The organism is Deinococcus multiflagellatus (genome assembly GCF_020166415.1).
GTDB lineage: Bacteria > Deinococcota > Deinococci > Deinococcales > Deinococcaceae > Deinococcus > Deinococcus multiflagellatus.
The window spans coordinates 1-15,081 of record NZ_JAIQXV010000022.1 but is presented as its reverse complement, the minus strand read 5'-3'; the positions used below and the strand labels follow the sequence as shown (position 1 = coordinate 15,081).

Annotated in this window: 10 protein-coding genes; all 10 read left to right on the top strand. The window is 70.6% G+C overall.

All coding sequences use genetic code 11. From position 1 onward, the window contains the following. The first annotated feature begins 11 nt into the window (after positions 1-11). Positions 12-6,509, top strand: coding sequence for a phage tail tape measure protein (locus K7W41_RS23605; RefSeq protein WP_318010929.1), 6,498 nt, complete (start codon positions 12-14; stop codon positions 6,507-6,509). Continuing rightward, positions 6,506-6,934 carry a hypothetical protein gene (locus tag K7W41_RS19635; RefSeq protein ID WP_224611945.1) on the top strand — a complete coding sequence of 143 codons (429 nt, stop codon included), beginning with the start codon at positions 6,506-6,508 and terminating at the stop codon, positions 6,932-6,934. The genes K7W41_RS23605 and K7W41_RS19635 overlap by 4 nt, the downstream gene beginning before the upstream one ends. Beyond that, on the top strand, positions 6,931-7,281 hold the full coding sequence (locus K7W41_RS19630) for a hypothetical protein (RefSeq protein ID WP_224611944.1): 351 nt from the start codon (positions 6,931-6,933) through the stop codon (positions 7,279-7,281). Before K7W41_RS19635 ends, K7W41_RS19630 begins: the two co-directional genes overlap by 4 nt. A gap of 3 nt (positions 7,282-7,284) precedes the next feature. Beyond that, positions 7,285-9,675: a hypothetical protein gene (locus K7W41_RS19625; protein WP_224611943.1), complete on the top strand. Its 2,391-nt coding sequence runs from the start codon at positions 7,285-7,287 to the stop codon at positions 9,673-9,675. 15 nt (positions 9,676-9,690) lie between these two features. Further along, on the top strand, positions 9,691-11,298 hold the full coding sequence (locus tag K7W41_RS19620; RefSeq protein WP_224611942.1) for a hypothetical protein: 1,608 nt from the start codon (positions 9,691-9,693) through the stop codon (positions 11,296-11,298). Next, on the top strand, positions 11,295-11,765 hold the full coding sequence (locus tag K7W41_RS19615; RefSeq protein WP_224611941.1) for a hypothetical protein: 471 nt from the start codon (positions 11,295-11,297) through the stop codon (positions 11,763-11,765). Before K7W41_RS19620 ends, K7W41_RS19615 begins: the two co-directional genes overlap by 4 nt. Further along, complete coding sequence (locus tag K7W41_RS19610; protein ID WP_224611940.1) at positions 11,762-13,117, top strand: hypothetical protein; 1,356 nt, start codon at positions 11,762-11,764, stop codon at positions 13,115-13,117. Before K7W41_RS19615 ends, K7W41_RS19610 begins: the two co-directional genes overlap by 4 nt. Further along, positions 13,117-13,926, top strand: a complete 810-nt coding sequence (locus K7W41_RS19605; RefSeq protein ID WP_224611939.1) for a hypothetical protein — start codon at positions 13,117-13,119, stop codon at positions 13,924-13,926. The genes K7W41_RS19610 and K7W41_RS19605 overlap by 1 nt, the downstream gene beginning before the upstream one ends. Positions 13,927-13,996: 70 nt before the next feature. After that, complete coding sequence (locus K7W41_RS19600; RefSeq protein WP_224611938.1) at positions 13,997-14,449, top strand: hypothetical protein; 453 nt, start codon at positions 13,997-13,999, stop codon at positions 14,447-14,449. Next, a partial coding sequence (locus K7W41_RS19595) for a hypothetical protein (protein WP_224611937.1) occupies positions 14,449-15,081 on the top strand: 633 nt, incomplete at its 3' end. The genes K7W41_RS19600 and K7W41_RS19595, both read left to right, overlap by 1 nt.

The window sequence follows — 15,081 nt, the reverse complement described above, 5'->3', positions numbered from 1 at the left end:
AGCAATCCCCCGTGGCCGAACTGCGCGACACGATGCTGCTGGACAACACCCAGCCCATCCGAGCAATCGAGGAGATGGAGCAACGGTTCGCGCGGCTGTTCCGCGAGCGTGAAGTCCCCATCAAATTCAGCCTGCCGCCGCTCCCCAAGCCGGGCAGCCGCCCTGAGCGCCGCGCCCAGGACAGTCAGCTCGACCGCCTGAGCAACCGCCTGCGGGTGGTGCAGCAGGAGCTCAAGCGCCTGGGCGACAACGCCACCGGCGACCAGCTGCGCGTGCTGGAAACGCGCCTCGCCCGCCTCACCGCCCAGGCCGAACTGATGGCCCCGGGGCTGGACAAGGGCAGCCGGGCCGCCGCACGCCTCAGCAACGTCATGACGGGCCTGGTGACGACCAGCGCGGGCGTGCAGGCGGCCATGAACACGGTGGGACAGCCCAAAGGCCTGCAGACCGCCGAGGGGCAGATGAAGGCCTACGCCCAGACCCTGGGCACCGTGAACAATCTGTGGCGGCTTCAGGTCCTGACCGATGAGCAGGCCGCCAAAAGTGCGGCCAAGCTCCGCGACGAGCTGCTGAAACTGGCCGCGGCTGGCGGCACCAGCGGGGACGCGGTGCTCAAGGCCGTCCAGCTGGCCACGCAGGCGCAGCGGGTCGTCGACGGGGCGATGGGCGAGGCCACCAAGGGCGGCTTTGCCTACAACGCGGGCATTGCCATTCTGGACGGCATTGCCCGCATCCGTGGCCCCCTGGGCGTGCTCGCGGCTGGGTTGGGTGGTGCCATCAACACTGGACTGTTTACCGGCATGGGCGCGGGCAAACCCAAGGTGGGCCGCGGCGCCCAGGACCTCGGGGACGAGGTCATCTCCGCCCTCAAAACCCGCCTGCAGATCCGCAGCCCCAGCCGCCTTGCCCAGCTGTTCGGCCTGAACGTCGCTGAGGGCCTCGCGCTGGGCATGAAGTCCGGGCAGGCCCAGGTGGCCAAGGCCGCGGCGGATCTGGGCAAGGCGGCTGGGGCCAATGTGAACTCGGCCCTGCAGGGGCTGACCGGGCCCAAGCTGGCGCAGACCGTGGGGGGCAGCGCCGGGGCCTTCGCGGGCCTGACCACTGGGGCCAGCAACGGCGCCGCCGCGCTGGGCCGGATGGCGATCAGCGCCGAGGCCCTGGCGTTCGTGGCGGGCGCCACGGCAGCAGCCATCACCGTGCTGGCCACGGCCTTCACTGCGGCGGTGAACAGCGGCGCAGCGTTCGAGGAACAGCTCGTCAATATCAAGGCGCTCACCCAGCCGACCGCCGAGCAGCTGGCGCAGCTGAAAGACGCCGCCATGAACCTGGGCACCGACCTGGGGGTGGGGCCGAAAGAAGCGGCGCTCGCCATGCTGGAGCTGAACAAGGCGGGTCTGAGCGCCCAGCAGGTGATCGGTGGCGGGCTCGCCGGGGCGCTGAACCTCGCCGGGGCCGCAGGCGTGACGGCGGGGGAAGGGGCGAACATGGCGGTCTCGGCCATGACCGCCTTTGGCCTCGTGGCCGAGGATCTGCCCCGTGTGGCGGATGTGTTCGCCAACTTCGCCAACAAAACCACGTTGGGCGCGGCGGATCTGAGCCAGTTCTTCGCCTCGCTCGGGCCGACGGCGAAAGACGCCGGGCTGAACATCGAGCAGGTCGCGGGGTACGCCGCCACGCTGGCCCAGGCCGGTTTCAAACAGATGTCGGACGCCGGCACGTCGTTCAAGACGTTCCTCACCAGCCTGCAGGCGCCCAGCGACACGGCCAAACGCGCCCTGAAGGAACTGGAAGTGAGTTTCTACGATGCGACCGGCGCCACCCGCCCCCTGGGCGAGGTGCTGGAAGAAACCCGTCAGAAGCTCGCCGAGCTGTCCGACGAACGCCGCAACGACCTGATCACCGACATCTTCGGGTCGGATGCGGGGCGCGCCGCCCGGTCGTTCTTCGGGACCACGAACGCCGCGATTGAAGAAAACATCAAGGCGATGGGCCTGCAGGGTGAGGCGGCCCGCGTGGCGCGCGAGCGCATGGAAAGCTACGCGGGTCAGGTGAAGGTGCTGGGCGCCGAGTGGGAGGCGTTCACGGCCATGATCGGCCTGATCTTCCTGCCCGCCCTGACCAGCATCGTGAAGGGCATCCGCAACGTGGTGGAAGGCGTGCGCGTGTTTCTGAACGACGGCGAGCGCCTGAAGCTGCTGCTGCAGAACACCGCCATCGTGGCGGCGGGCGTGGGCCTGGCCTTCGTGTACCTGCGACAGGAAATGATCAAGGCGGCTGTCCTCGGAGCGTGGACCGCGCTGCCCGGTATTTTTGCCGCGTCCCGGCTGGCCATCATCGGCGCGGCCACCGCGATCAAGACCACTTACATCCCCGCCATCATCGGCGCGGCCAAAGCCACCGCCGCCTTTATCGCCGCCAACCCCTGGCTGCTGGTGATCGCCGGCACGGCCGCCGCCGCTGTGGCGATCAACAACCACTTCGCCACGATGCGCGACACCTACGCCGAGGCGGACGCGGCGAACGAGGCCAGCTTCGAAGGCACGATGAAGCGGGTGCGGGCCCTGACCAAGGAGGGGGGCGAACTCAACAACACCAAGGCCAAGTACCTGCTGGCCCTGGAGACCCTGAAGAACGCCGAGGCGGGCCGGGTCAAGGGCGTGACCCTGTTCGGCGAGCGCATCATCGAGGTGGACGAGAAGGAGGTGGCCCGCGCCCAGAAGCTGGTGCGGGATTACCACGCCGAACTCACCCGCCTGAACACCGAGGCGGCGCGCCGTCCCCCGGTCAAGCCCATCAATATTGACCCCAAGGAGGTCGAGAAGCAGAAGAAGGGCCTGAAGGACCTGCGCGAGGGACTCGCCGGTCGCCAGCTGGAGCTGCGCGTGAAGGGCATGACCGAACTGGGCGGCCAGATCGAACAGCTGGGCAACCAGTTCGACGCCCTGGCGATCAAGCTCAAAACGGCGTTCAACTTCGACCTCTCCAACTCGGATCTGCAAAAGGGGCTGGCGGAACTGCGCGCCCAGCAGGCCCGGGAGCAGACCGCCCTGGTCAAGGCCTCGCTGGATGAGCAGAAAGAGGTCCGATTGGGCCACGAGCGCGACGTGCGCTCGGCCGAGGCCGCGCTGTCGGCCGACGCCCTGGCCCGGCGCCGCGCCGAGCTTGACGCGCAGCTTGAGGACGTCCGCAGCCGCTACGCCCCCCAGATCGCCGAGCTGCTGCGCAACGCCCAGAACAAAAACCTCTCCAGCAGCGACCGCCGGCAGTTTCAGGCCGAGGCGGGTCAGCTGCAGGTCCTGCAGAACCGCCAGATCGTGGCGCTGGAACGCCAGCGCGACCAGGAGCTGGAACAGATCGCCCAGGACCGTCTGGATAAGGTGCGCGCGGCGCAGCAGGAGACCTTGAGCAGCCACGTGCGGGTCAGCGAGGCCGTGATCAAGGTCCTGGAAGGGCAGCGCGACCGCGAGCTGGCGATGGCCGGGGACGTGCCCCAGGCCCGGCTGGCCATCGAGCAGCGCTACGCCCCCCAGTTCCTGCAGTTGCGGCAGCAGCAGCTGGCCCTGGAAGCGGAGGTGCAGCGCAGCGCCCTGCGCACCACGTACCTGCAGCAGATGCGGGACGCGGCCAGTGCCGGGGACCAGCGGGCGGCGCTGGAACGCGAGGCCCGGACCCAGCTCATCAATGGGCTGCGCCTGCTCGAACTGAACGGTCAGCAGCAACTGGCCGACGAGCAGCTCCGCCTGGACGAACGGGTGCAGCAGGAACGCACCGCGATCTACCAGGAAGGCCTCGACCGCCGCATGGCCGGTGCCCGGGACGCCAGCGCCGCCGAACTGCGCCAGCTGGAACGCGTGCTGCAGGCCGAGCGGGCCCGTGCCCAGGCGGCGGGGGACGGGGGCAAGGTCGCGGCCATCGACAAGGCCCTGGGCTCCATCAATGAGATTCAGGCCGACAACGTGCGCGAGTTCCGCAAGGAACTGGGGGAGGCGGAACGCACCGCCGCCGAACTGCAAAAGCGCCTGGCCGAGATCGATCAGCCCCCCCTGGGCAAGGCCCGCAGCAGCGCCGCCGCGCCCTTTAACGACATCATCCGCGACACGGACCAGCAGCTGCGCGCACTGCGCGAGCAGCTGGCCAAGACCGACCTCTCCCCCGCCCTGCGCGCGCGCTACCTGCGCAGTGAAGCGGAGCTCACCCGTATCCGGACCACGGCGGCCCAGGAGCGGGGCCTGGCCATTCTGACCGCCGAACAGAAGTACGACCGCGAGCGCCAGGACAAGGCCCAGGCCGCCGCCCTCAAGCTGGCCCGCACCAGCTACGAGGCCACGGGTGACGCGGCGGCCTACCAGCAGCGGCTGGCCCAGGACGCGGCGTACTGGCAGGCCCGGCTCGCCCTGGCCCGGCAGAAGGGCAGCGAGGAGTTGCAGGTGCAGGCCGAGCAGGCCCTGGCCAGCAATGCCGAGGCCCGTAAAGGTGTGCAGGACGATCTGAAGCGCCGGGAGGAGGCGGCCGAAAAGGATCGGGACCAGGAGCAGAAACGCCGTGAGGAGGCGCGCAAGGGCGAGGATGAACTCGCCAGCGCCCAGGTGCGGGTGCGCGAGGCCCAGGTGGCCTACGGCGCCGCCGTGGCCCGCAGCTCGGCCGAGGTGCTGGCGGCCAAACAAGCGGGTCTGGCCGCCACCCGGGATGAACTGGCGCTGATCGACCGGCAGATTGCCCAGGCGCGCGCCCGTGGCCTGAGCGAGGCCGACCTGCTGGACCTGATCACCGAGCGCACGCAGAAGGCCACCAGCCTGTACGAGCAGCAGCGGGCCATTCGCCAGTTCATCATGGGGCTGGACCAGCAGGCCTTCGAATATGGCGAGGCAATGCTCGCCCTGGACGCGGCGCGCACCCGATCCGGCCAGGACAGCCTGCGCGATCAGGTCACCGCCCTGGGGGTCACCCAGCGGCAGATCGCGCAGCTGGAACGGCAGCTGGCCCTGGCCGACGCGAACCTGCTCACCGAACAGGAGCGCCTCGACCTGCAGACCAAGCGGGTGAACCTGCTTACCCAGGAAACCGAACAGGTGCAGGCCCTCAACGACGCCCGCCGGGCTGCCGCCGAGCAGGCCACGCGGGCGATTGCCCCTGACCTGACCGAGGCCCGCAAGGCGGCGCTGGGGGCGGCCACCGTCGAGGTTCAGCGGCTGCAAAGCGTGACCGAGGCCCAGCAGGCGATGGTGGACCAGCTGCGCGACTCTCTGGAAACGTTGGAACTGGCAGGGGTGTCCACCTTCGAAACCCGGCGCGGCCTCACCGTGCAGGAGGGCCTGCTGGCCGATACCCAGCTGAAGCTGACTGCGGCGCGCAAGGCGGCGGCCGAACTCAACCACGCGCTGGTGCAGGCCGAAGAGGACCTGAATGTGCAGCTGGCCCGGGGCACCGACGAAACCCGCGCCCTGGCCGGGGCTGGCCTGACGCTGACGCGCAGCCGTGAGGCCCTGGCCCAGGCCCAGCGGGAATACAACGCCGCCCAGCAGGGCGAAAACAAGGAACGGGCCAAAACAGCCACGGAGGGGCTGATCAAGGCCATCACCGACGAGCGGGCCGCCGTGCGGGCCCTGCAGGGTGAGTACGAAAAGCTCGTGGGGCAGATGGACGGGGTGCAGGGGGCCACGGAACGCCTGCGGCGGGCGGTCAGCGGCACCGAGGCCCGCGAGCGGATCAACGTCAACACAGAGACCGACCGCTTCTTCGCGCTGCAGCAGCGCCGCGACATCCTGCTGCGGGCCGCGCAGAGCGCCCTGCGGGAGGGCGATCCCGCCGCCATTCAGAAAACGGTGGCGGCCCTCGCCGAGCAGGAGGAACGCCTGCGCAAGCAGCAGGCCCTGCTGCGGGACAACGGCGTGTCGGTCGGCGTGAGCAACAGCGCGGCGGTGGACGACCTGCTGGAGCAACTCGACCGCCTGGGCGTGACCTACGACCGGGAAGCCGCCGCCGCGCAGGACCGGGTGGCGCTGCTGGACCGCGAGGCAGAACTGCTGCGCGCCGGGCGTGAGGCCGAGCATCTCCGGCTGGAGCAGGAAGGGGAACTGCTGTCGGAGCGGGCCCGCCTCGCCGATCAGGAGCTGGCCACGGCCCGGCAGTACGTCGCCTCCGCCCAGGACCTGGCGGCGGTGGCCGCCGCCCTGCGCGCGTCGATCTCGGCGGCGGGCAGCTACCTCGTGACCACCGTGGCCAGCCGCCCTGCCCCGCCCTCACCGGCCCAGGTGAGCGCGCAGGCGGCGCAGGCCGCGTCCGCCGCCGCTTCAGGCGGCACGCCGCCCCCGCCGCCGCCCCCCACATCAACCACGCCAGGAGGTGGCAACAAAACCGTGACGATCATCAACCATTGGGGCTTTACCACCACGTTCGAGGCGGGCGAGGACCGCACCCAGGACCTGCGCCGGTTCGTCCACGAGGTGGTGGACCAGCGGGTGAACCGGGCGCTGCGCGACCAGGCCTGGTCGGGGGGGTGCGACGAATGAACTGGCAGGACCGGTACCTGACGGTCGGGCCCGTCGCCTTCGGGCCGGCGGCGCCCGATCCCGAAACCGGCTACGTGAAGGCGAAGCCGGAGCGCAACCTCAACATTCTCGCCCTGGCCAGCGGGCTGAGCCTGGCGCAGCTGCCGCCCGATATCCAGGCCACGCGCATCACGATTGCCGGGGGCACCAACATCGCGGTCACCAACGACCAGGCTGACATCCTGCGCAACCTGCTGCCCGGCGATCTGGTGACCATCTCGGAAAATTACACGCTCAGCACCGGGCGGGTCTGGGTGGACGCGGTCGTGGTCAGCCCCTTTGACACCACGCTCCACGCGGTGCAGGCCGGCCCGGACGGCGTGCCCGTGGAGCAGTACTGGACCTACAGCGGCTTCGAGGCCGTCATTCTCGGGAGGCCCACATGAAACGGCTCGAACTTCAGCAGCTCGACGGGACCCCCGCCCCCGCCACCGACTTCGGCAGCGTGCCGCCCGGCACCACCACGCCGACCCGGCAGCTGCGGCTGGTCAACACCGGCGACGAGCCGGTGCCGGGGCTGCGCCTGCGCGTGCTTCAGGACGGCGCGGTGCCCGGCACGTATCTGGTCACGGCCAATGGCCTGGCCCTGGGTGACGCCTGGACCGCCCCACTGGCCGACGCCCCGCTGCTGCCCGGTCAGGCCGTCCTGATCAGCGAGGCCTGGACCACCCCGGCCGGCACCACCACCACCGGGGCGGATCACGGGCGCCTGATCATCTCGTACCAGAGGTAACGCATGTTCAATGTTGTGACGCGCCGCACCGCGCCGCGCGTGACCCTGATCCATGAGGCCGCGGCCACCAGCCTGCAGGAGGTGCAGTTCGCGCATTACGCCCGGGGCGGCTGGCTGGGCCACGAGGAGTTCACCCACTTCGCCTCCACGCAGCCCTGGGAAGAGGTGGAACTGGTGCACGACGCGTTCGCCTTTCTGACCCGGCCGGCGTCGCCGGGGCAGCCCGCCCCGGCCCCCCGCCCCGCCCTGGACATCATTCACGGCGTGCGCCCCCTGATCGTCACGGCCGAGTCTCCGCTGGGCCCCCTGATCAGCGCGGAGTACAGCGACGACGGGGCGGGGCCCACCGCGACCCTGGTGCTGCCCGGCGAGGTGGTGCCGGCCGTGGGTGCGGCCGTCGCCATCACCGTCATCAGCAAGGGGCAGAGCGGCCGGGCCGGCGCGATCAGTGGGCCGGCCGGCGCGCCCAAGCCCCGGTCCCGCAAGCCCTATGAGTTCGTGACCACCCGCACCGAGGTTCACCTCGTGCTGGATGACCAGTACGAGATCAGTGGGGCCCGTGGCGGCCTGCAGACCACCCTGCGGGCCTACGCGCCGGCCGCCACGGCGCTGGGCACCACAACCCTGCCTGAACTCGTGCCCTTCATGGCGACGCCCACGCCACGCCCGACGCGCGACACGCCCTGCACGGCCCGGCTGCAGCCGCAGACCGCGCCGCTGGGGCCCATCGTGCGGCAGGCGGTGGCGGCGGCGGGCCTGAGTCTGACCGTGGTGGGGGGGGACGAGCTGGGCGGCGAGGCCTGGACCGAATTCGAGATGCCGTACTCGACCAAAGGCAAGTCGCCGCAGCAGGTGCTGGACGACACCTACCTCGCCATCGGGTACCGGCCGGTCATTCGCCGCGAGGGCAGCGCGACCCGGCTGCTGCTGCTGCCCCCCGGCGTCACGGAGGGCGGCCTGCAGGTCAGTGGCGATCAGGTGATCAGCAGCGGCACGCGGCGCTGGGAAAGCGCCCATTTCCCGGCCAGCGTCACGGTCACGGGTGCGGATCTCCTCGTGCCCCTGCCCAGGCTGCAGGACCTGATCGACCTGGCCCCCGACCCGGAAAGCTTCGACCAGGCCATGCAACCGGACAAGGAGTGGACGAAGATCGTGCCCAGCCCGGACGGCAAGGGGGAAGTCATCACGGGCTACAAGCGGGTGAACGGCCAGCTCGTGGGGCTGTACCGCCTCACGGTTCAGGACCTTACCGTGCAGGAGCAGGTGGACGGGAAAACGGTCACCGTGCCGTTCGGCCGGGTGGCGACCAGCCTGGAGGAGACGGAAACGACGTACCACCCCACCTGCACCGACATGCTGCTGCGGCAGGAGGTGCGGAAAATGACGTGGAGCTACACCGTGGCCACCCGGACCAGAACCGAAATCGTCGGCCGGTACGGGTATATGGGCGTGGCGGCCGTTGGCGATCTGCTGGGCGACGAGATTGAGGTCCTGGAGCAGCACTGGAGTCCGGAAGGGTGGCTGCGCACCAAGATCCAGCGGTCCAGGAAGCTGTCCAGCGTCAAGCAGAGCGAGCCGGAAGGGGAGCTCAAGGACCGTGGCCCGGTCAAGGCGCACGAGTACGTGGAGCGGCTGCGGACCGAGGACTACCTGCCAGACGGGCTGGGGTGGGTGATGCTCTGGCAGGAGACCGGGGGCATCCCCGTGGTGCTGTACGACGAGGAGAGCCTGGAAGCGGTGCGGCTGAGCGTGCGCGCCGGCACGCTCACCAGCGGCATGGACAAGATGGACGCGGCCCCGACCAGCGTGCGGTGTCCTGATCCCTGCGCCGTGCGTAAGCGGGCGCTGCCCAACAGCGTGCGGGTCACCAGCCCACAGGGCAAACAGGGCGCGGCCGTCACCCGCACGGTGGGCTGGACGCGTGACCGGGCCAAGCTGGAACGGTACGCCCGCATGGTCATGCAGAGCCTGGCACCCCGCATGGCGGTCAGCCGCAGCAAGGTCCAGGCCCTGCCCGTCGCGGCGGGCATGGGGCTGACCCCGAAGGGACCGGAGGGCCTGGAGGGCAATGTCCAGAATTACGGGTGGAAAGCCGAGGGGGGCGGCCAGTCTGCCGACGTGACCGTGCATCTGCCCGTGCCCTACACCGCCGAGGTGCAGGAGGGCGCCACCCTGCCGGACGTGCACCGCGACATCGTGCTGTTCCGGCAGATCGGCGGGGTCACGGTCGACCATTTCACGGGTCGCTTCAACGGCCAGCAGCCCATCTTCGAGCCCCGCTTCGTGCGGGTGTCCGGCGCGCAGCCCCCCGCCCCACTGGACGAGATCGAGTGGGTGGACGACCCGCGCTACGGCGCCACGGCGACCGGCAACTACGGGCAGGAACTCGCCTGATCAGGGAGGTGAACAGTGCAGAAGAAAGACAAGGCGGTGCTCGCGCTGTTCAGAGGCGAGTGTTGCTGCTGCTGTAAAGACGGCCAGCATGACCCGGGCAAGGGTGCCCCCGTGCGTCCGCAGGTGCATGGGCGCCCCCGGCCCGCACGGGCCCCGCAGGAGCCGGAGGACGCCCCCTTTGCGCCCGTGGCGCCGCCCAGCTTTGACAGCCCCCAGCGCCCCGCCCCCGGTCACCTGCCGGGGGTGGATGCCTTCGGGGCGTTCGTGGGCACGGGTTCTCTGACCGACCTCCCGGTCCTGACCCTGGACGACGGCACCCTGCGCATGCTCCGTCCCTGCGTGGTCAACCACGTCGAGCGCTGGGCCGAGTTCCTGCCCGACCCCGTGATCGACGACCAGCCCCCGGATCTCAAGCCCCTGGGCATCCGCAGTGACTACGCCTGGGCCGACAAAAACGACCCGCGCGTCACCATCGTGGACCGGCAGACCACCAGCGGCGGCCTGCTCACGGCGCGGCATGACCTCACCCGGGTGTATTTCGACGGCCGCGAGGAGGTCACGCCGATCACCCTCAGCGCGCCTTTCACCATCTACAAAGCCCGGGTGCGCGTGCCTGGCGTGGATTATCCCGAGCCCACGCCCGACATCCCGGCGCACACCATCACCGAGTACCGGCTGCGCGAGGCCTGGTTCCGGGTGGGCGAGAATCAGGACGCCCCGGATGGCCCGGACGCCCTGTGGCGCCGCCGCGTGCAGGTCTACGCCGTAGACCCCCAGGGCCCGCTGGGGCGCCGGGGCTTTGTCCTGGAAGAGCGGGTGCTCCCCGACCGCACCCGCCGGGAGTGGGAGCGCCTGGAGACCCCGCCGAACCCCCAGGACCCCAACCACCCGGAGACGCCCTGGCGCACCATCCAGGTCAGCGACGTGCTGGTGGACGCCCCGAGCGCCCCGCCCATTCCTTATCCCACCCGGGTCGGGCCGCGCTTTACGGCGCCGGGCGTCACGGTGTGGGGCAGTCCGGGGCGGCCCTATACCGACAACCACGCCCTGCTCGAAGACGGCGCCCGCCTGGAGGCCCACGGCCACACCTTCGAGACCGGCTCTTGGGCGGCGCTCTGTGGACCCACCAACGCCCAGGGCGTGCCCGAGGTGTGGGTGCTGCACCACGCGGCGTTCGGCCGTTCGGTGGCCCTAATCACGCGGGCCGGCGTGACCCGCCTCCCGCTGCTGGATTTCGAGCTGGACGTGCTGCGAACCTCGCCCGATACCTTCCGCGAATTTCACCCCAGTGGGACCCTGACCCACACCTGGCCACCACACTGGGCCTTGTGCGACTGTGGCGCCGGGCTGGCGCCCCTGTTCGCCCGGGGCGAGGTGCGCGGGCTGGCCGTGGGGGACGCGGACGGCGGGCTGCGCGCCGTGGTCCGCTTCGACCCCTGGCGCGATACCCGGGCGGGCGAGCCCCCAGAAGGCAGCACCGAACCCCCGTTCTGGTGGTGGAAAAGGCGGCCGAAAAGGCGGCCCACGAAGCCGCCCGTGGACCCGCCGGTGCCCCCCTTACCCCTGACCCTGGCCGATGTCTTCGCTGGTGGTGGCCCGCCTGATCCGGGGGGCGGGTCGTGAGCCCCCTGATGGGCGAGGCCCTGCGCCGGGGGCAGGCCCCGTGGCTGCGGCCCGCCAAGGTCGAACAGTTCCGGGACGGCGTATGGCGGCCCAGCGCGAGTGCCCTGAAGGCCCTGGACAAGCGCATCGCCTACCCCCCCACCCGCTGGCCCGAGGAGCTGGATGACCGGACCAGTGCCTCTGGCCGGTTGCGCCTGACCTTCACTGACTCGTTTCCCGGGGGCGGCGAGGGCGTGCTCGTGCTGCGGGTGCGGGTCCGGCGCGACGTGCCGGTGTGTGCCGTGCATGGGCCAGTGACCCTGCTCGGGCACAACGTCGGCCAGCCGCTGGCCCGGGGCTGGCACCCCGCCCTGCTGCCCGTGGGCCCCCTCAACACGCCCTTTGTCACCGAACTGCGCCTCGACGTGCCCGTGAGCCGCGCCCTGCTGGGCCGGGGCGGCTTCTCCCTCCCTGGAGGTTTCCCTTGACCTTACCCACCAACCCCCCGCCCGATCCGGCGCAGTGGACCTTCACCGACTTTTTCAACCGGGGCACGCCAGGGCCCGACTACACTGTCGTTCTGGTGGGGGCCGCGCCGCCCCTGGTGTACACCGATCAGGAGCAATTGGTCCTGGGCCCGATGGGGTTTAACAACGGCAGCACCGGCCAGGACCCTGTGGACAGCCTTCAGGTGGCGCTGAATCCCGCCCGGTGGAGCGGCGACGGCCTGCAGCTGCAATACGACCTGACAGTGGGCCTCACACCTGTCCAGCCCGTCACCTACGGCGTGGACTGTGGCTTCGTCCTGGCTGGGGACGGTGCTGCCGTGCGCTGGGACGGCACCCTGCTGACCTGCACGGTGGGGGCCACCACCCGCACGGCGCAGTTGCCGCCGTTGCAGGAGAACACCCTGCAGCGGGTGCGGCTGACCATTGACCCGGTCGCGGGCGTGCTGCAGCTGACCCGCAACCAGATGGGCCTGAGCTTGCCCCTGCCCGCTGGCTACCTGAGCGGCATGGTGAACGCGCAGCTCACGCTGTTTCTGACCAACAGCCAGGGGGCACTGGACAACAAACAGATCTCCGCGCGCTTTGACAACCTGGCGCTGCGCAATGGAGACGGCACCGCCGACCTGAGCACGGGCCAGACGAGCAGCGGGGGCCTGCGGCTGGGCGGCGAGTGGCGCTTCGTGGCCGGCGTGCCCGACAACGGCGTGGGGTCAGACGGCGACGTCTGGGCCGACACCAGCGGCACCGGCAACATCTACCAGAAGCAGGCGGGCGTCTACGTGAACGTGCTGCAGTTGCTGGCGAAACCCGGTACGAACGGGACAAACGGCACGAACGGCAAAGACGGCAAGGATGGCAAAGACGGGCGCGACGGGATTCTGCACGGCGCCGTGCCGGTGACGTTCATCCTCGCCGACGCCACGCCGGAGGAAGGGGTGCTGTTTCCCGTCACCGATGAGCCTGGGGGACTGGTCGGCATCCGCCTGGAGGGCCTGACCGGCATCCCCGCCGAGGTGGCGTTCCAGGCCGAAGGCGCACTGGACTTTCTCCCCGTCACGTTCCCAATGGTGCTGCCGCCGGGCATCCTCCGCCTGCACCGCACCGACGACAGCGGCGCGGCGACCCTGCTGCGCGCCCTGGTGCCGGCCCAGGGCGGCTCACTGGAGGGTGGCGGCAGCCCCGGGCCCTACATCACCACGACGGACCCCGCCGGCTACGTCACGATCACGAACGCGAGCGGCACGACCGACGCGCAGGGGTACCTCACCCTGCCGGACGGCACCGCCACCCCCGACCCCGACGGCTATCCGGTCGTCGAAAGGAGCAACTGATGCCTGCAGGACCACTGGTGACCAAAGCACAGCACGAGGCCGCGCTCACGCGCATCACCACCCTGGAACAGGGCGGCGGCAGCGGTGGTGGGGGCAGCGTGGGCAGCCTCACCGGCACGCCCACCGACATGCCCAACGTGGTCAGCGGCAATGGGGCCACGGCGGGCGGCCTGGGGTCTGAGGCCCAGGGCGACGGGGCCCTCGCGCACGGCCGCGTGGCCGGGGCCTACGGGGACCAGTCGGTGGCCTTCGGGGACAGCAGCCAGGCCTTTGCCGACAACAGCGTGGCGCTGGCCGGGGGCACCACGGACGGCGTGGGGAGCATGGCAGTCGGGGGCCACAGCCTGTTTGCCGGTGGCCACGCCCAGGGTGTGGCCGTCGAGGGCGGCAAAGGCGCCTCGCAGGTCGAGCGGGTGGTGCTGGCCGGGCAGGCGCTGGGCCAGGGCAACACCTTTCAACTCATCCCGGGCACTGATCAGCTGCCGCCGGACATGCAGCCCATGCCGAACCGCTGGTTCTACGCCGAGGGCGTGCTGACCTGTACGGACGGGGGCGGGGCCTACCACGTCCAGCACGTCCGGTTTGCCTACGCGCACGACGCCCTGATCGGCATGGCGGACCTGGACGGGTTCACGAACGGTTTCAAGACGGTGTTCCAGGTAGGAACGCGGGTCTGGACCGCCGCCGTGGATCTGGTGCCCGCCATCGTGAGCCACCGCCTGCGGGTGCAGGTCACCACGCCGCCTGACGCGGTGGGCACCAGCCGCGCCCTGCTGGTCATGGACCTCTACGCCCGTCGCCGCGGCTGAGCCGCGCTTCACCCCGCCCCCACGCGCCCGGCCGTGGGGGGCTTCGCATTCCGTCCGGGCAGGGAGCCGCATGCAGGAGAAAGACTTTTTTGGAGTGCTGGGCGCAATGCTGCTGATGGCCAGTGATGGCAACGGCGGCGTGGTGCGCGTGACCCTGGCCGACCTGATAGGCGGTGGCAGTCCTGGGGCCACCCTTCCCCAGGAGCACCTGCGGATGCAGCGGGAACTGGTCCAGAACATGCCCTTTGGCCTGGCGGGCGTGCAGGGGCCCGAGGGCACAGCGGTGCGCGCCATCGTCAGCGTCGAGAACGGCGCGATCCGCACCAGCGTGACCCACGGCTTTCCGCCCAGCGCGGATTCTGGGGAGGGCGTGCTCTGGCCGGCGGGCAGCATGTTCGAGCTGGAAACCCCCCTGGAGCTACAATATTTCAGCGCAGTCAACGCCGACCCGGCGGCGCCGGCCGTCCTGATCGTCCAGTACCTGGGCGTGCGCACAGCGCCGCCCTTTGGGGGCAGCAGCTGATGCGCGCCATTTTCCGTCCCCAGCCCCCAGCGGCGCCGCCCCCCCCGGCCGCCGCTGGGCCGGTGCGCCTGAGCGCGCTGCCCCCACAGGTCTACCGGCTGTTCACCGTGGCCGGCAGCAGCGTGGGGAGCAGCCTGGCGGGCGGCAACCACGTCTCGGAGTACCAGGCCCTGCAGCCGCTCACGTTCGATGCCCTTGAATCCGAGAGCGATTTCGAGGTCGGGCACACGGTGGAGGTGCTGGACGCGAACAATGCCGTGCTGGCCTCTGGGACCTGGGCCCTGGCCCCGAATCCACAGCAGCCCAACCGGCGCGTCGCGCAGCTGGACCAGACCGTGCAGCTGCCCAGCAACGCGACCTTTAAGGCCCGCATCACGCAGGGCCTGGTGTGGGTGGACGTGAACCGCACGGTGGGCTTCGAGCGGGCCGGGATTCGCTTCCTGTCGAACCCCAATATGTTCCTGCCCGCTTTCAACTTCTTCAGCGGCACGTATCTGCCCAAAGGGGTGGCGGGCCCGCTGGACCCCGAGGACTTGCCCGGCGCGGCCACGCTGGGGCCCGGCCGGGTGTACACCGAGACCGATGACAGCCCAGGTTTCGTGGACCTGCGCGAGGTCGGGCCGCGCCTGTTG